At 30.9% G+C, this 17,282-nt stretch carries 15 protein-coding genes; 10 read left to right on the forward strand and 5 right to left on the reverse strand.

All coding sequences use genetic code 11. The annotated features are described in order from the left end of the window. Window positions 1-36 precede the first annotated feature (36 nt). Both H3Z83_RS02450 and H3Z83_RS02455 read right to left on the reverse strand, forming a co-directional pair. Window positions 37-1,875 carry a PorP/SprF family type IX secretion system membrane protein gene (locus H3Z83_RS02450; RefSeq protein WP_182123892.1) on the reverse strand — a complete coding sequence of 613 codons (1,839 nt, stop codon included), beginning with the start codon at window positions 1,873-1,875 and terminating at the stop codon, window positions 37-39. Between the two features lie 9 nt (window positions 1,876-1,884). Continuing rightward, window positions 1,885-4,092 carry a T9SS type B sorting domain-containing protein gene (locus H3Z83_RS02455; protein ID WP_182123893.1) on the reverse strand — a complete coding sequence of 736 codons (2,208 nt, stop codon included), beginning with the start codon at window positions 4,090-4,092 and terminating at the stop codon, window positions 1,885-1,887. Between the two features lie 259 nt (window positions 4,093-4,351). On the opposite strand from H3Z83_RS02455, the gene cmk reads away from it, so the two are divergent. Further along, a complete protein-coding gene (cmk, locus tag H3Z83_RS02460; protein WP_182123894.1) occupies window positions 4,352-5,044 on the forward strand; it encodes a (d)CMP kinase in 693 nt (230 codons plus the stop codon). A gap of 77 nt (window positions 5,045-5,121) precedes the next feature. Here cmk and H3Z83_RS02465 read toward each other — a convergent pair whose 3' ends face one another. Both H3Z83_RS02465 and H3Z83_RS02470 read right to left on the reverse strand, forming a co-directional pair. After that, complete coding sequence (locus H3Z83_RS02465; protein WP_182123895.1) at window positions 5,122-6,156, reverse strand: RluA family pseudouridine synthase; 1,035 nt, start codon at window positions 6,154-6,156, stop codon at window positions 5,122-5,124. A 17-nt stretch (window positions 6,157-6,173) separates the two neighbouring features. Then, window positions 6,174-6,755 carry a PASTA domain-containing protein gene (locus H3Z83_RS02470; RefSeq protein WP_182123896.1) on the reverse strand — a complete coding sequence of 194 codons (582 nt, stop codon included), beginning with the start codon at window positions 6,753-6,755 and terminating at the stop codon, window positions 6,174-6,176. Between the two features lie 152 nt (window positions 6,756-6,907). Between H3Z83_RS02470 and H3Z83_RS02475 the strand changes: the two genes are divergently transcribed. The 7 genes from H3Z83_RS02475 (at window position 6,908) to H3Z83_RS02505 (ending at window position 15,032) form a co-directional block, all read left to right on the forward strand. Beyond that, a complete protein-coding gene (locus H3Z83_RS02475) occupies window positions 6,908-7,885 on the forward strand; it encodes a D-alanine--D-alanine ligase (RefSeq protein ID WP_182123897.1) in 978 nt (325 codons plus the stop codon). 4 nt (window positions 7,886-7,889) lie between these two features. Further along, on the forward strand, window positions 7,890-8,354 hold the full coding sequence (gene coaD / locus H3Z83_RS02480; protein ID WP_182123898.1) for a pantetheine-phosphate adenylyltransferase: 465 nt from the start codon (window positions 7,890-7,892) through the stop codon (window positions 8,352-8,354). Window positions 8,355-8,359: 5 nt separating this feature from the next. Next, on the forward strand, window positions 8,360-9,343 hold the full coding sequence (locus tag H3Z83_RS02485; protein WP_182123899.1) for an energy transducer TonB: 984 nt from the start codon (window positions 8,360-8,362) through the stop codon (window positions 9,341-9,343). After that, complete coding sequence (locus H3Z83_RS02490; RefSeq protein WP_182123900.1) at window positions 9,343-11,088, forward strand: M14 family metallopeptidase; 1,746 nt, start codon at window positions 9,343-9,345, stop codon at window positions 11,086-11,088. The genes H3Z83_RS02485 and H3Z83_RS02490 overlap by 1 nt, the downstream gene beginning before the upstream one ends. A 63-nt stretch (window positions 11,089-11,151) precedes the next feature. Continuing rightward, the gene (locus H3Z83_RS02495; RefSeq protein WP_182123901.1) at window positions 11,152-11,670 is read left to right on the forward strand and encodes an RNA polymerase sigma factor; all 519 of its coding nucleotides are present in this window, start codon (window positions 11,152-11,154) and stop codon (window positions 11,668-11,670) included. Window positions 11,671-11,742: 72 nt separating this feature from the next. Then, window positions 11,743-12,666 (forward strand): FecR family protein, encoded by a 924-nt coding sequence (locus H3Z83_RS02500; RefSeq protein WP_182123902.1) that lies wholly within the window; start codon window positions 11,743-11,745, stop codon window positions 12,664-12,666. Further along, complete coding sequence (locus H3Z83_RS02505) at window positions 12,666-15,032, forward strand: TonB-dependent receptor plug domain-containing protein (RefSeq protein WP_182123903.1); 2,367 nt, start codon at window positions 12,666-12,668, stop codon at window positions 15,030-15,032. The genes H3Z83_RS02500 and H3Z83_RS02505 overlap by 1 nt, the downstream gene beginning before the upstream one ends. 38 nt (window positions 15,033-15,070) lie before the next feature. Here the strand turns inward: H3Z83_RS02505 and H3Z83_RS02510 are convergent, their stop codons facing one another. Further along, a complete protein-coding gene (locus H3Z83_RS02510) occupies window positions 15,071-16,246 on the reverse strand; it encodes a GlmU family protein (RefSeq protein WP_182123904.1) in 1,176 nt (391 codons plus the stop codon). A 111-nt stretch (window positions 16,247-16,357) separates the two neighbouring features. On the opposite strand from H3Z83_RS02510, the gene H3Z83_RS02515 reads away from it, so the two are divergent. Next, entirely contained in the window at window positions 16,358-16,744 is a 387-nt protein-coding gene (locus tag H3Z83_RS02515) for a 6-phosphogluconate dehydrogenase (RefSeq protein ID WP_182123905.1), read from the forward strand. After that, on the forward strand, window positions 16,734-17,282 hold the full coding sequence (locus H3Z83_RS02520; RefSeq protein ID WP_182123906.1) for an acyl-CoA thioesterase: 549 nt from the start codon (window positions 16,734-16,736) through the stop codon (window positions 17,280-17,282). The genes H3Z83_RS02515 and H3Z83_RS02520 overlap by 11 nt, the downstream gene beginning before the upstream one ends.

A 17,282-nucleotide genomic window follows, 5' to 3' on the forward strand; every position in this document is an offset into this window, starting at 1 on the left:
GAATTAAAGTTTTTATAACCGATTTATAAAGTTAATCTATTTTACGTAAACAATCGACTTTCTATCGTAATAAGCGCCATTTAAGTTACTGTTATACATCTTAATAGCTTCTTCTCTATCGTTTGTTTTAAAAATATAAATATGCATATACCCAGTAGTTGGGTTTATAAAATAATCTGCATCAATATTATCATTTCTTAACTCATCTACATTTCTATCTGCTAATGATTTCTTAGAGTTTACAACCGTTTGTATATAATAACCCGACTCTACTCCATTCATTGCAGACATTGTACGAACTCTTGCAGGTGGCTGTGTTTTAGGTTCTTTATAAGTCTCTGCACTTCCACTAGCACCAATTGTTATTTTTCGAACATAAACACCGTCTTTACCGTTCTTTTTAACTTTTATAGCTGAATCATCGCTTTCATCATCATTTTCAAACTCTCTGGTTTTATTACTAAGCCCAAGTTCTTCCATCTTATCTTCAGCATCTTCTTCTTTCGCAAATCGATCTAAATAGATGTAATACCATTTACCTTGTGGTTCAAAAATATATTTAGGATCGAAATCTAATCGTTTCCATTTTTCTATTATCGGATCTACATTTGCTTTATTTCTATACCTATCTGCAACCAAATAATACATCGTTCCACCCCCGCCAGTTCTTGTAATTGTACTTTGACGCCAAGGAGCATTAGATCTTCTTCTTAAAGAAGTATCTTTTTCATCCTCTATATTTTCTGGAGTTGTAACTTCTACAGTTTTTGGTGCTGGTTGATTCTTCAATAAGCGAAGTACCTCATCTACCTTTTTATTTAAAATATCAATAGAATCTTGCGCTCTCTGAATTTCATCCGATAAATCGTTATGTTCAGGGTTTTCGTATTCTGCTTGTTTTTCTGGAACTCGTTCTGGTAAAGTTACCTTAACATTACCACCTCTTCTTGTTGGTCGTTCTCTTCTAAACGATTTCTTTCCGAAATTATAAATTAACCCAACTTCGTTCGTTGCAGCAAAATCACTCTTTTCATAACTAAAGCCAATTGCCAATTTATCAGAAATATTAACTCCTACTCCTGCCGAAATTCCATAAGTTTTATCGTAACCAGCTTTAACCCACCCTGCTTTTGGTAAATCTAAAATCACATTTCCTCCAGCACTAAAATCTCCTTCACCTGGTTTTCTTGCAATCGCTAAGAAACGTAAATCTGCTCTTTCAAATATACCTGAAGCATAAGTGAACTCATGTGAATACATCGCATGTGCTGAAAATGTTTTTTCACCAAAAGAAGTAATCATTTCACTCTTTTTTAGGTTGAAATCTAACAAGTTTTCAAAAAACACACCTACATCAAATTTACCAAACGATAAAGTAACCGCTGGTTGTAACATAACCACAGGAATGTCTTGAAAGTTTCCTAAAAAAGAATCGTCTTGATCTTGCACTAAAACTCTAGCCCAATCGATACTACTTCTACTATATAAAAAGTTAAAACCAAAGGTTAAGTCCATGGTTTCATTTAATTGCAATCTCTGTGCATAATTTGCGATGGCTCCAAAATCTTTCATTGCGCCAACTTCTTGTTGATATATTGCAAAACCAGCACCTATATTTTCACGTGTTTTACCAGCATAAGAAATTAAATGCAGTCTTGGGTTATCTTCAAAATCAACATTACTATTACGAACTATTGCTGTTAATGATGTTTTATTTTCTCTTAAAGCAGAAAATGTAGGTACCGTTAAAAAACGATTAAACTTCATAAAGTTTCTAGAACTAAACGAATTATAGTTCTGTCCGCTACTAGAAGTTTGCCCTAACATTGTTAAGCTACATAATAGTAAACTAAAAATTAAAGTAATTTTTTTCATCATCATTTATTAATGTAATACTGATATTGTACCTGCCTTTAACGTTTTATCATCACGAATTATTTTATAATAAAATACTCGTTGATTATTCACATCTTCTATAGGCCAATCGTTTTTATAATCTGTTGAATTTATAAGCTCTTTACCTTCCGAATTATATATAATAATTGTAACTGAAGGCTGAAAAGCATATCTGTTTGATATTTTCCAAGTATCATTTTTACCATCACCATTAGGCGTTACCACATTAGGTACCAAAACTAAATCATCTTGCTCTACAACTTCAACTTTTTTAGCTAATGAACAATTACCAACTTTTACCAAAACAGAATAAAACCCTAACGAACTTACGGTAAGCTGCTCTGTTGTTGATAATGTTGTACCAACAGCATCTTCACCTTGAAACCACTCATAAGAATCTCCTCCAGAAGCTGTAATAGTTACTGAACCGGATGCATCCATTACTACTTTTTCAGACGGTGTTATTATTATTGATGAATCATCGAACAAGGTAACTGAAATAGGGTCTAACTGAATGTCGACACAACTAAAACCTGAAACCTGCAAAACATATTCTCCTACCTCTGTAACAACCAACTCATTTGGATTTGCTTGCGTAACATCAACACCATCTTTAAACCACAAGTACGTATAACCTGCTATTACATTATTTATTGTATACCTTATATCTCCACCTGGGCATAATGAATTTGATACTGAAGTTGACACAACTTCTGGAAACTCAATCAATTTAATATCCAATTCGTTAGAGGTTCCAGACACTGTACTTACATTAACTGTTAATGTGTATAATCCGCTATCTAAATAAGAATTTAAATCTAATTCTTCATTGGTAGCACCAGTAACTGTACTACTATCTTTATTCCATTGGTAATTTAACAAAGTAACTTGATCAGCTGACAAATTATAATTATTACCGTCAGCACCAACAGCTTCAACACCAACAATCACTAACTTCTCATTAGAGAATGCACAATCCTGATAATCTACATTATCAGTTCTAATAGTCGGATTAAAAGATGTTGCTTCAATAAATCGATAAGGTTCAGAATCTACAATAACATCACAACCAGATGCATTTACTTCTGTTACTCTTGCTATATATTCACCAGGTTCAGTCACATTCATACATAACTGAGTTCTTGCAGCTAATGGAAACCCATCCTTATACCACTGAATAGTAGCTGAAGATGCAGCATCGTGACTTATACAAATCTCTTTGGTTTCTCCTGGTAAATATATTTGAGTAGTACCTGCTGGACTCACTGTAAAACTTGCCGTTGTTTCTTGTTTTAACTCAACTTCATTAGAAGTTGTTACACAAGACCCCGCTGTTATCTGCAATGTATATTTACCAAATTGCCCTACATTAGGAGTAGTATAACTAGCAGAAGTAGCTCCTGCTATTGCTTCACCGTCTTTAAACCATTGATATTCATACGAAGCATCATTTACATTAGCTTCAAATGTATGCGTAGCATCTCCACAAATCTCAACTGTTGAAGGTCCACTAATTTGAGAATCTGAAACACCTAAACCTATTACAGTAAGTATCCTAGACTTAGCAAAACCACAAGCACCATAATCTATAAAGACTTGATAAGTTCCAGTCTCAGTAATCGTAAGTTTTGGCTCTTGAGTTGTAGCAATTAATGTATCACTAGCTCCACCTGTTCCTAACTTATACCATAAATACTCACCAGTTCTATCTATTGTTAACTGAACCTCTTCAGAGCTTCCGTTACATAAAACCAAATCATCATCATTATTAATCCCAAAGCTACTATCAGTAAACATATCATAATATGCTTCAAAAACATCTGACTCTGGGCTTATCATTGCAGGAGAAGTTGAGACTAATCTTATTTTGTAACCATTACCAAAAGTACCTTCTGGTAATGTTATGCTTCTTGAAAAGGTAAAACTTGAATTCTCAGTACTAACTGTACCTAAATTAGTTGCAGGGTCTTGAAATACACCATCTGCATCAGACATCTCAATTGTAAATACATTATCAGCATTAAAAGTTGTTGTTCTATAACCAAATTCTATTAGAAAATTAACTGTAGCAGCATCATTACATGCCTCATCAAACTTTAAGTCTGGCTTAAGCAATTCTTGTGCAGAAACAGAAGTAGTTATACAAAAAAGGAATACACCTAAAAGTAATGGTATGCTTTTAGCTATTTTTTTCATTCAACAAGAGGTCTTTTTTAGGGGTGTTCAAAATTACATTTTTTATTAAAAAAACAAACTTTAAACTGCGTTAATTAACGTGGAAATATATAAAATATACAGCATATACACAATAAAAATATCATAGCCAAATCTAAAGTCCTAAAAAACACTTAATAACAACCTCTATAACATTAAATATAAACCCCATCTGTTTATTCTAAACAAGTTTAAAATATTAGAAATCTAACGTATCTTTGTATTCCATTTTTCACTACTTATGACAAAAAAAATAACCATAGCAATCGACGGTTTTTCATCTACAGGAAAAAGTACTATTGCCAAACAATTAGCTAAAAAACTAGGATATATTTATGTTGACACTGGTGCCATGTATAGAGCTGTTACTTTATACGCCATGCAACAAAATTACATTTCAGACACACATTTTAATGTTGATGATTTAATCACTGATTTAAACAACATATCCTTATCTTTTTCTTTTAATGAAAGCTTAGGATTTGCCGAAATGTATTTAAACAACACCAATATTGAAAAAACCATTAGAACTATTGAAGTTTCTAGATTAGTAAGTAAGGTTGCAGCCATTTCTGAAGTTCGTAGAAAGTTAGTAAGTGAACAACAAGAAATGGGTAAAAACAAAGGTATTGTAATGGATGGTCGCGATATTGGCACCGTTGTTTTCCCTGATGCTGAATTAAAGTTATTTATGACAGCCTCAGCCGATAAACGTGCTACACGTCGTTATAAAGAATTGTTAGATCGTGGTGACAAGGTAAACTTCGAAGAAATTTTACATAACGTACAAGAACGCGACAGAATAGACTCTACCCGAGAAGATTCTCCGTTACTAGAAGCAGAAGATGCTATTGAGTTTGATAATTCTGACATGGGATTAAAAGAACAATTTGATCGTATAATGAGTTTAGTAAATACTAGATTAGGCCTATAACTAATAGATTTATAAAAACAAAAAAGCCAAACTTAATAAGTTTGGCTTTTTTGTTTTTTATATAAATCGTATTATTCTTAATCTTCTAGCTTAGAATTCTCAGAATAAGTTCTCCATTTTGCTAAACAAGCTTCAATATCAGCAGGAATCTCAGTATTAAACTGCATGAACTCTCCTGTTGTAGGATGCGTAAACCCTAATGTTTTTGCATGTAAAGCTTGTCTTGGCAAAGTTTTAAAACAATTCTGAACAAATTGCTTGTACTTCGTAAAAGTGGTTCCTTTTAGAATCCCATCACCACCGTAACGTTCATCGTTAAAAAGTGTATGTCCAATATGTTTAAAGTGCGCTCTAATCTGGTGCGTTCTACCAGTTTCTAATTTACATTGCACTAAAGTTACATAAGTTAAGCGTTCTAAAACCTTAAAGTGTGTAACAGCATGTTTACCAAAATCTCCTTCTGAAAAAACATCCATTTGTAAACGGTTTTTAAAACTACGTCCTATATGTCCTTCAATAGTACCAGTATCTTCTTCAATATTTCCCCAAACCAAAGCATAATATAGTCGCTCGGTTGTACGATCGAAAAATTGTTTAGATAAATGTGCCATCGCAAATTCAGTCTTTGCAACCACTAATAAACCACTTGTATCTTTATCAATACGATGCACCAATCCTGGACGCTCGTTAGAATTTGTTGGTAAATTTTCTATATGATGAATTAATCCGTTTACTAAAGTTCCCGAATAATTTCCGTGACCAGGATGCACTACCATTCCAGCTGGTTTATTTACTACAATAACCTCGTCATCCTCATACACAATATCTAAAGGAATATCTTCCGCTACTAATAAATTCTCAGCTGGTGGATATGCTAAAACCACACGAACTACATCGTTTGGTTTTACTTTATAATTTGGTTTTACAACCGCATCATTTACTAAAACATTTCCTGCTTTAGCTGCTTGCTGTATTTTATTACGGGTAGCATTTTCAATGAAATTCATTAAAAACTTATCTACTCTTAAAGGCTCTTGCCCTTCGGTTGCAACAAACCTATGGTGTTCGTATAATTCGTCGTTTTCTATTTGTGGAGTTGTATCTTCCTGCATCAATCAATAATAAAAAATTAGTTACCATTACCATCTCCTAAAATAAGGTCGATCGTTGTTTTTTTAGGTAGTTTAGAACCTGGTTGTATTTTATTCCCTTTGTATTTTAATCCTCTCACTACATTTTTTCCGATATCTGAAACCCAAGTAACATTATCTCCAACAAGAAAACCTATTGAACGTAAATGGGTAGTTGCTTGTCTACGCGTTCTACCGTTTAAATCTGGAATTTCAACATCGCGATATTTAGACGGATTTAAGGTTAAATATATTTTACGATTTTCCTTTACAAAATCTCCCGTTTCTGGATTTTGTTCAATTACCGATTTCTTTGGGTAATCAGGATTAAAACTTGCACTATCTATTACAATAAAATCTAAATTAAGTTCGTCTAATTTTTTCTCAACATCAGCCAACGACATTTTATGCAAATTAGGCACTTGTATTTTCTGACTATGATTCGTAGTTACACCTAACCACCATTGTAAGACAAATACAAATATTAACAACGACACAATCGCTATACCTATTTGAATAAAGAATGTTTTACTCTTTATAAATTGAAATAATCCTTTAAGATTTTCTGAAAAATTACTCATATTGATTTTTTGTAAGGTCGCACAAATTTACAGTAAAAATATTACTATTTTTAATTCATCAACTCATAAACGAGTTTTTTTGGTAAGTTTGTATAATCAGATGTAAAGTATTTTACAAATCAACTATTAAAAAGTAATTCAAACAGATTAAAGTGAAGAAAAACATAGCTATTATTATGGGAGGTTATTCCTCTGAAGTAGAAATATCTCTAAAAAGTGGTGCTGTTGTTTATAAACATCTTAATAAAGAAAAATTCAATGTTTTTAAAGTTTATATTTTAAAAGACAAGTGGGTTTTAGTAGATAACGAAAACACTGAATACCCAATTAACAAACATGATTTTTCAGCCGAAATAGCTGGAAAAAAAATTACTTTCGATTGCGTTTTTAATGCAATTCACGGCACACCTGGAGAAGACGGAAAAATCTTAGCTTACTTTGATTTGATTGGAATAAAGCATACTTCTGCCCCATTCTATCAGATGGCATTGACTTTTAATAAACGAGATACACTTAGTGTTGTAAAACAATACGGAATTCCTGCCGCAACCTCCGTTTACATAAATCAAGGAGATCAAATTAACGAGGATGAGATTATCAATAAAGTTGGACTACCTTGTTTTGTAAAGCCTAACAACGCAGGATCTAGCTTCGGTATTTCTAAAGTGCATACCAAGGAAGAATTAATTCCTGCACTAGACATTGCTTACGCAGAAGATTCAGAAATATTAATTGAAAGTTTTTTAGACGGAACTGAAGTTTCTGTTGGAGTTATTCAATACAAAGGAGAAACCAAGGTTTTACCAATTACCGAAATTGTTTCAGAAAATGACTTCTTTGATTATGAAGCTAAATACGAAGGAAAATCACAAGAAATCACTCCAGCCAGACTAACAAAAAAACAAGAAGAAAGTGTTACCAAAGTTTCAAAACAGGTATACGAAATTTTAAATATGAGCGGGTTTTCTCGCTCAGAATATATTTTTGTGAATGATGTGCCTCATTTTTTAGAAATGAATACGGTTCCCGGCTTAACAGAAGCTAGCATTTTACCTCAACAAGCCAATTATGCAGGCATTACACTAACCGAGTTATTTGACAACGCAATACAAATGGCTTTAAACAATTAAACTTATGAAAAGAGCAGTTTTTCCAGGATCATTTGATCCTATAACTTTAGGCCATGTAGACATTATAAAAAGAGCAATTCCACTTTTTGACGAAATTATCATTGCTATTGGTGTAAATGCTAAAAAAAACTACATGTTCTCTATCGAAGAACGTAAAAAATTTATTGAAAATGCTTTTTTTGGAGATGATAAAATTTCAGTACAAACTTACACTGGTTTAACTGTTGATTATTGCAAAAAAATTGATGCAGATTTTATTTTAAGAGGTTTACGTAATCCTGCTGATTTTGAGTTTGAAAAAGCAATTGCTCAAACCAACAGAAAGTTATCTGGAATAGAAACCGTTTTCTTACTAACAAGCGCAGAAACTTCTTTTATAAGCTCATCTATTGTTAGAGATATCATGCGAAATGGCGGTGATGCTTCTGAACTAATTCCTAATTCTGTTGAGAATAAATTCGATTTTTAATTTTCATGAAAAAAACATTCATACTTACAGCGATTTTCTTTATTTCTTATTTTACTCAATCTCAAAACATTAATTATAAGGTCGGAGACACAATACATTACAAAAAAAGCATAATTACAAAAAACAAAAAGACTTCTGATTATTACACTATTATAAAGAATAGACAAAAAAACAATGACATATTATTTTATAATCTAGATGGCTATAAATTTTTAAAAGACTCTTCTAAATTCATTTTACACTCTAACTATTCTACTCGTTATTTGGAAGTATTAAATTCTTCGGACGGAAAATATATTGGATATCATAAAAATGGAAAAAAAATGTGTGAAGGATATAAAGAAAATGGTAGATATATAGATTTATGGAAGTTTTGGTATGAAAATGGACAAATAAGAGAAGAAAGGATATATCCTAAAAATACACCATTAAAAAAGAATTTCAAACAATATACAATTAAGAATTTTTGGAATTTAAATAATCAACAAACTATTGTTAATGGCGATGGTAGTTACGAATACGAAATTGATAGTATTATAAATAAGGGCTTTTATAAAAAAGGGGTTAGACATGGTAAATTTTCAGGTTACAAAAAAGGTATTAAACATTTTGAAGAACATTACCTTAGAGGAAAATTAAAAGCTGGAAAAAGTTGGAATAGCCAAGGTCAAGAGTTTAAATACAAGCAAGTTTTTGAACAACCAAGATATAAAAAAGGACAAGAAAGCATAAAGAAACACTTAGTGAAAAACTTCAAAATACCAAGTTTTGCTTTAGAAAATAAAATTGGAGGTAAAATGTTAGTCACTTTTCGTATAAACAAAAACGAAGGTATTGATCAAATAAAGATATCAAAAAGCCTTTGTAAACCATGTGATGAGGAAGCTATTAGATGTGTAAAACTTATGAAAAAATGGAAGCCAGCAAAACATAGAGGACAATTAGTTAATGTTAAATACACGTTACCTATAACTTATAGGGTTCAATAATGAAAAAAATCATTTCTTTATTCATTTTCACGATCTTATTTTCTTGCAATTCTAAGAAAGATAAAAATATAGATTTTACAACACTTTTTGAAAAATCAAACGGTACTGAAACACCTGAATATAAAGATGTCATTACCTTTTATGAGAAGTTATCACAATCATATGATGAAATTTCATTGTTTGAAATCGGTGAAACAGATTCTGGTAAGCCTTTACATTTAATCGTATTTAATTCGGACGGTAAAACTGATTTAAATTCGATTAAAAACTCAACTAAAAACAAAGTACTCATAAACAACGGAATTCACCCTGGAGAATCTGATGGAATAGATGCTTCTATGCTACTCCTAAGGAATATTGTTCAGAATGATTCCTTAAAAAAACTATACACTAATTCGTTATTAGCAGTTATTCCTGTTTATAATATTGGTGGTGCTTTAAATAGAAATTCGCATACAAGAGCAAATCAAAACGGACCAAAAGAATATGGCTTTAGAGGCAATGCTCGTAATTACGATTTAAATAGAGATTTCATAAAACAAGACACTAAAAATGCTGCTGCATTTGCAGAAATATTTCACACAGTCGATCCTGATATTTTTATTGACAATCACGTAAGTAACGGTGCAGATTACCAATATGCAATCACGCATTTATTTACACAGCATAATAAACTCGGAGGAAAGCTAGGTGAGTTTTTAGAATACAAAATGCGTCCAGGAATAGAAAAATCGTTAGCAAAAAAACAAATCGAGATTACTCCTTATGTAAATATTTGGGGAACAACACCTGAAAAAGGATGGTCTCAATTTTTCGATTCCCCAAGATACTCTACCGGTTACACTACTCTTTTTAACACTTTAGGTTTAATGGTAGAAACACATATGTTAAAACCTTATAAAACAAGAGTGGAACAGACTTACGAACTTTTACTTTCTGTAATAGATTTTTCTCAAGAAAATTCTACAACTATTAAAGAACTTCGTAAAAACGCTCTTGATAATATTTTAGCAAGAAAAACATACCCAATCAAATTCAATGTAGATAAAGACGATCCTACTAAAATCAATTTTAAAGGTTTCGAAGGAACAAATATTCAAAGTAAAGTTACCAATGGTAATCGCTTATTTTATGATAAAAACAAACCTTATACTAAAGAAATAAACTACAACAACAACTTTAATCCTACCAAAGAAATCATAATTCCAAAAGCATATATACTAAAACAAGGTTGGTATAAAATTATTGACAGACTTAAAAACAATAATATAGAATTTATTCGTTTTAAATCTGATACAACTTTTTCTGTAGAAATAAATCATATTGATAATTATGAAACTGTAAAAACCCCTTATGAAGGTCATTACCTTCATTACAATACTAATATTAAAAAAACTAAAAAAGAAATTCACTTTAAAAAAGGAGATATTTATATTCCAACAAATCAAAAAGGAATACGATATATTATAGAAACATTGGAGCCTGAAGCAAAAGATTCTTTTTTTAATTGGAATTTTTTCGACACTATTCTTCAACAAAAAGAAGGGTATTCAGCTTATGTTTTTGAAGATATTGCTGAAGAGTTTCTTAAGAGAAATCCTTTAATTAAAAAACAATTTAAAGAAAAGATAGTTTCGGATAAAGAGTTTGCTGCAAATCCGCAAAGACAACTTTATTGGGTTTATAAACAAACACCACATTATGAAGAGGCACATATGATGCTTCCAACATTTAAAAAACACTAATATTACATAAACTGTTTAGATTTAACCTTTTATTTATATTTTTGAGCAATTACAAAATTACTGATGAGTAAAGACCCTATAAAATCTGTTTGTGAACAAAAGAATTTTGAAAGCCTTTTTAATCAACATTCACAAACTTTAAGAAACTACATTTACTACAAATGTGGAGATACTCAACAAGCTGAAGATATTGTTCAAGAAGCATACATTAAACTGTGGGACAATTGTGCTAAGGTGTTTTTTGAAAAAGCTAAATCTTTTTTATACACCGTGGCTAATAATCGTTTTTTAAATGAAGTTGCACATAAAAAAGTAGTACTTCAACATCAAAAAAGAAGTATCGCTCCTGACAGAACGAATGAAACTCCTCAATTTATTTTAGAAGAAGAAGAGTTTTACACTAAACTTAAAAAAGCTATTGCTGATTTACCAGAAAAACAGCGAGAGGTTTTTCTTTTAAGTAGGATTGACAAAAAAAAGTATGCTGAAATAGCAGAAATCACAGGTATTTCGGTAAAAGCTGTTGAAAAAAGAATGAGTAAAGCCTTGCTTACTCTTAGAGATAAAATAGGGAATATTTAAAAAGCATTAATTAAAGTAGGGTAATTAATATTTTAAGTGTTATTAATACAAATAGCAAGAATCATTAAGAAAATGAAACATAAATATAAAGATGATAATTTTTTAGCAAGATGGGTCGCCAATGATTTGTCTCCTGAAGAGTTGAAACAATTTCAAAGCTCTGAAGATTATCAAAAATTTAAAGCTATAAACGATGCTTCTCAAAATTTAAAAGCTCCAAATTACGATCAATCTGAGGTTTTTAAAACTATTAATGAGAAAACCTCAAACAATAGTAATAACACTAAAGTAATTAACCTTTTACCAAGCTGGATATACGGTGCTGTTGCTTCGATTGCAATAATATTTAGTTTATTCTACTTCAATAATAACAACACTGCTAATTTTTCAACTAGTTATGGTGAACAATTAACAGTTACGTTACCAGATAATTCTTTAGTACATCTTTCACCTAATTCAGTTTTAGAGTATGATAAAAAAGATTGGAAAGAAAGCAGAAATTTAGACTTAACTGGTGAAGCTTATTTTGAAGTTGAAAAAGGACAAACTTTTACTGTAAACACTACAGAAGGTAATGTTACTGTATTAGGAACAAAGTTTACAGTAAACGCATCCAACAACTTTTTTGAAGTACATTGTTTTGAAGGAAAAGTAAAAACTTTTTCAACAAAAAATAATCACGAAACTATTTTAACTCAAGGAAAAGCATTCAGAGCTTACAATAACAATAATGAAAATTGGGATTTTACTGAACAAAATCCGACTTGGTTAAATGGTGAGAGTAGCTTCAATAACGCTCCCTTAAACCAAGTGATTCTTGCATTACAAAAGCAATATGATTTAAAGTTTGATACCTCTAAAATAGATACTAAAAAAAGATTCACAGGTACTTTTACACATAAAAATGTTAATATAGCATTGAAAACAGTTTTTGCTCCAATGAAAATTTCTTATACATTAGCAAAAAATAGTTCAGTTATATTAACATATAATTAATGAAGCAAAAACTAAGTATACTTTTTATATGCTTATCGATGTCTATTTTTTCACAAGAAAAAGTAGACATCGCTTTTTTTAACACACCTTTATTAGACGTTATTAACAACGTAGAGTCTAATTTTAAGGTGAAGTTTTCTTTTGATTCAAAAATTATAGAAAATGCTTTTTTTTCTTTTCAGAAAGAAAACTGCTCGCTTGAAGAACTTGTATTCGAAATTGAAAGTCAATCTTCTATTAAATTTAACCAGGTTACAAAAAGATATTATTACATAACAGTTGACGAACTGAATAAAAATTACAATCTATTAAATGAAGTTCAAATTAGCAACTATGTTACTTCAGGAATTGATAAGAAAAAAAACGGATCTATTTCTATTTCTCCTCAAAAATTAGGGGTCTTACCAGGCTTAACAGAGCCAGATGTATTAGAAAGTTTAAAGATAATACCTGGTGTTCAAAGCCCGAACGAAACAGCTTCCGGTATATATATAAGAGGAGGAACTCCAGACCAGAATTTAGTATACTGGGATGGTATAAAAATGTACTATTCGGGTCATTTTTTCGGAACATTATCTGCATTTAATCCATATACTGCTAAAGAAGTTGTACTATCTAAAAGTGGAACAGAAGCCCGTTATGGAAACCGTGTTTCAGGAGTTATTGACATTACAACAGAAGACGAGATTCCCGAAAAAACTTCTGGAGGTTTTGGATTTAACATGACCCATGCTGATGCTTTTTTCAGAATCCCTATTTCAAATAAAATTGCAGTCACTGTTTCCGGAAGAAGGTCTTTTACTGATATTTTAAAAACATTTACATTCGATAAATTATCAACCAGAGTATTTCAAACGTTTGATGCAAATCAAGAAAGAAACATTCTTAGCCGTAATATTAAATTTGAAAGAGATAATGAATTTTATTTTGCTGATGTATCTTCAAAATTAGTCTACAAACCATCTATAGATGAATCTTTAGCCCTTAACTTCTTATACACAAGAAATAAGTTATTTAACAAGTTTAACATTCCTTTTTACAAAGATTTATATACCGATAATCTTAACATAAAGAATAAAGGTATTAGCTTTATTTGGGAGAAAAAATTAACTCCACAATTAACTCATAATTTTAAAACTTATTTTTCTAATTTTGATTTAGATTATGCAGCAAACTACAGTTATATAAATAATTTTCTTGTTCAAAAATCTACTAAATCTAACCAAGTTAAAGATTTCGGCTTATCATACAACTTAAATTACCACACCAATAAAAGAACTAATTTACTTTTCGGATATGATTTTACGTCTAATGAAACCTCATATAACTTAACTTATTTAGCAGACTTAAACAACGAAAATATTTTAAATACAATTCAAAAAGATAAAGGAACAAATAATACCCATTCATTATTCGGAGAATATATTTATGACAACGATACTTGGAGAGTAAATTCTGGATTACGATTAAACTATTTTTCAAAAATTAAAAAAACTGTCTTAGAACCTCGTTTTTATTTAGAGCGAAAACTAAATCAACACTTCTCATTTAAAGGGTCTTTTGAAAAAAAACACCAAACGCTCAGTCAGATAATCGAGTTTCAAACTTCAAGTTTAGGATTTGATTTAGAAAATCAAGTATGGGCACAAATTAACAATGATAATATCCCTCTTCAAAAAAGTTTTCAAATCTCTTATGGTTTTTCTTTTAACAAAAACAATTGGAAAATAGATATTGACCGTTATGTTAAGACAGTTAGTGGAATGACCTCTCAAACTAATGGGTACAATGACCAAACAACAGATTTTTCAAGAGGTAAAGGATATGTTTTTGGATTAGATGTTCTTATTAATAAACGTTTTAACAACTATAGAACTTGGGTAAACTATTCACACACCAAAAACCGTTTTAAGTTTCTTGATTTAGAAAATAAGTTTTTTCCTGCGAATCATGACATCACAAATTATTTTGCATGGTCCCATGCCTATAAGTTAAACAATTACGAATTTTCTCTGGGGTGGAATTACAGAACAGGCAACCCATATACTCCTATATATGATTTTAGAATAAATTCTGATGGTTTTCCTTCAATAATTTTAGATACAGATAATATTAATGCTAAACGTCTACCAGACTATCAAAGAGTTGACGGATCGGTAACTTATTCATTTAATTTTTCTGAAAACTGGAAAGGGAAATTAGGCTTTTCAATATTAAACATTTTTAATAAAAAGAACCTATTGAGTAGAACTTACACCTCAGTTCCTACTATAAATTCAAATAACCAAATAACTTATCAATTAGAACAAGTTGATAGAAAATCTTTAGGAATAACACCTAATTTAGTATTTAGGGTTAGTTTCTAACAATAAAAAAACTTCACCTTTAGTGAAGCTTTTTTTATTTAATAATTTCTGTATTTTTTTGTTTCTTCAAACACGTGTTCAAGAATTTTCTTTTCCTTATCGTCAAATTCTATACTACGCCTTTTCATTACAACTTCTGCTACTTCAAAAACCTTATTTGTTTTATACTCTGTAAACCCAGAAGCTCCTCCCCAACTATAAGATGGCACAAAATTTCTTGGGAAACCGCTACCAAAAATATTAGCAGAAACTCCAACAACTGTTCCTGTATTAAACATAGTGTTAATTCCACACTTAGAATGGTCTCCCATCATTAACCCGCAAAATTGTAATCCTGTTTTTGCAAAACGTCCAATTTCATAATTCCATAATTTAACTTCAGCATAGTTATTTTTTAAGTTAGAATTGTTACTATCTGCACCTATATTACACCACTCTCCTAAAACTGAATTTCCTAAAAAGCCATCATGACCTTTATTAGAATATCCCATTAAAACAGAATTATTTACCTCACCTCCTACTTTACAATGCGGGCCTAAAGTTGTTGCTCCATAAATTTTAGCTCCTAATTTTAATACTGAACTCTCACACATTGCCAAAGCTCCTCTAACTACGACACCTTCCATTACTTCTGCATTCTTACCTATGTAGATTGGTCCGTTTGTAGCATTTAAAGTCGCGAAAGTTAACTTCACTCCTTCCTCTAGAAAAATATCTTCTCTTTTAACACAGTTTACCGTTTCTGGAATTGGTTCGGATGTTCTACCTTCCGTAATTAAATCGAAATCAGCTCGAATAGCTTTATCGTTTAATGAAAAAATGTCCCAAGTATTTTTAATCTGGATTAATTCATCATCAAATTCTATTTGCTCATAATTTGAAAAATCAACTTCATCTTGTGTATCACTTGTATAAAAAGCAATTACATCTTCGTCTTTAAATATCGCTTGATTCTGAGTTAAATTCTGAACCATCTCAACCAAAGGTTTTGTTGGTAAAAACGATGCGTTTAACATTACGTTTTCTTCCATTTCAACCATAGGATACTTTTCTTCTAAATATTCCTCGGTAATTGTTGTAGTAGTTAAACCTAAATGCTTTTCCCACTTCTCTCTAATGGTTAAAATACCTACTCTAATATCTGCAACTGGTCTTGTATATGTAAAAGGTAATAATGCAGTACGCACATCACCATCAAATAAAATATAATTCATCTGTATAATTTTTTTGAAGCAACACAAACTTACTACTTTCAATTCATTTTACAAGTCAAAATATTAATCTTACTTTTGTTATAATAACATATTCTCATATATCTTTTTACTATGAAAAAAATTTTAGGTTTAATTCTTATTATTATAGCCTTAATCGCTGCATTTTATTACGCTTTTATTTATTATATACCATATAGTGAAGGTGTTCGTTCTGGCGAACTAATAAAAATTAGCCATAAAGGTGTTTTAGTAAAAACATGGGAGGGTGAAATTAGTCAAGGAATTTCTGGAGCACAAATATTTGCTTTTTCAATTGAAGATAGCCAAGAGAAAGTTATTAAAGACTTACAGAAGTTTCAAGGGAGGTATGTAAAAGTAACTTATAAAGAGCGCTATGGAACATTCTTTTGGTTGGGAGATACTAAGTATTTTATTACTAATGTAGAAGAAGAACAGTCGCCACATTTTAGAGGTATAAATAATGGCAATGAGCAATAAAACCTATAAACACGTAACCGAAACTCGCATCACTATTTCAGAATTGATGCTGCCTTCTCACGCTAATTTTAGCGGTAAAATTCATGGTGGTTATATTTTATCATTACTCGACCAAATAGCCTTTGCATGTGCTTCTAAACATTCTGGTGAATATTGTGTTACTGCATCTGTAGATACTGTTGATTTTTTAAATCCTATTGAAGTTGGCGAATTGGTTACCATGCGCGCATCGGTAAATTATGTTGGTAAAACCTCGATGGTTGTTGGTGTTCGTGTAGAGTCAGAAAACATAAGAACTGGAGAAAAAAAACATTGTAACTCTTCTTATTTCACAATGGTTGCTAAAGATAAAAACGGAAATAGTGTTACCGTTCCTGGTTTAATTGTTAATGATGAGCTTGAAGTTCGTCGTTTTTTAAAAGCTATTAAACGTATTGAAATGAAAAAGAAACGTCAAGATGAATTTGATAGTGACGATTTTGTTCCGCATAACTACATTAAAGACTTAGAGAATTATAATGTAAAAATTGAACTCTAA

The organism is Tenacibaculum pelagium (genome assembly GCF_014062345.1).
In the GTDB taxonomy this organism is placed as follows: Bacteria; Bacteroidota; Bacteroidia; order Flavobacteriales; family Flavobacteriaceae; genus Polaribacter; species Polaribacter pelagius.

Bases quoted from the DNA above. Each gene is read 5' to 3' on its own strand.
- H3Z83_RS02450 (WP_182123892.1), bottom strand. From the start codon at position 1,875: ATGAAAAAAATTACTTTAATTTTTAGTTTACTATTATGTAGCTTAACA.
- H3Z83_RS02455 (WP_182123893.1), bottom strand. From the start codon at position 4,092: ATGAAAAAAATAGCTAAAAGCATACCATTACTTTTAGGTGTATTCCTT.
- cmk (WP_182123894.1), top strand. From the start codon at position 4,352: ATGACAAAAAAAATAACCATAGCAATCGACGGTTTTTCATCTACAGGA.
- H3Z83_RS02465 (WP_182123895.1), bottom strand. From the start codon at position 6,156: ATGCAGGAAGATACAACTCCACAAATAGAAAACGACGAATTATACGAA.
- H3Z83_RS02470 (WP_182123896.1), bottom strand. From the start codon at position 6,755: ATGAGTAATTTTTCAGAAAATCTTAAAGGATTATTTCAATTTATAAAG.
- coaD (WP_182123898.1), top strand. From the start codon at position 7,890: ATGAAAAGAGCAGTTTTTCCAGGATCATTTGATCCTATAACTTTAGGC.
- H3Z83_RS02485 (WP_182123899.1), top strand. From the start codon at position 8,360: ATGAAAAAAACATTCATACTTACAGCGATTTTCTTTATTTCTTATTTT.
- H3Z83_RS02490 (WP_182123900.1), top strand. From the start codon at position 9,343: ATGAAAAAAATCATTTCTTTATTCATTTTCACGATCTTATTTTCTTGC.
- H3Z83_RS02495 (WP_182123901.1), top strand. From the start codon at position 11,152: ATGAGTAAAGACCCTATAAAATCTGTTTGTGAACAAAAGAATTTTGAA.
- H3Z83_RS02500 (WP_182123902.1), top strand. From the start codon at position 11,743: ATGAAACATAAATATAAAGATGATAATTTTTTAGCAAGATGGGTCGCC.
- H3Z83_RS02505 (WP_182123903.1), top strand. From the start codon at position 12,666: ATGAAGCAAAAACTAAGTATACTTTTTATATGCTTATCGATGTCTATT.
- H3Z83_RS02510 (WP_182123904.1), bottom strand. From the start codon at position 16,246: ATGAATTATATTTTATTTGATGGTGATGTGCGTACTGCATTATTACCT.
- H3Z83_RS02515 (WP_182123905.1), top strand. From the start codon at position 16,358: ATGAAAAAAATTTTAGGTTTAATTCTTATTATTATAGCCTTAATCGCT.
- H3Z83_RS02520 (WP_182123906.1), top strand. From the start codon at position 16,734: ATGAGCAATAAAACCTATAAACACGTAACCGAAACTCGCATCACTATT.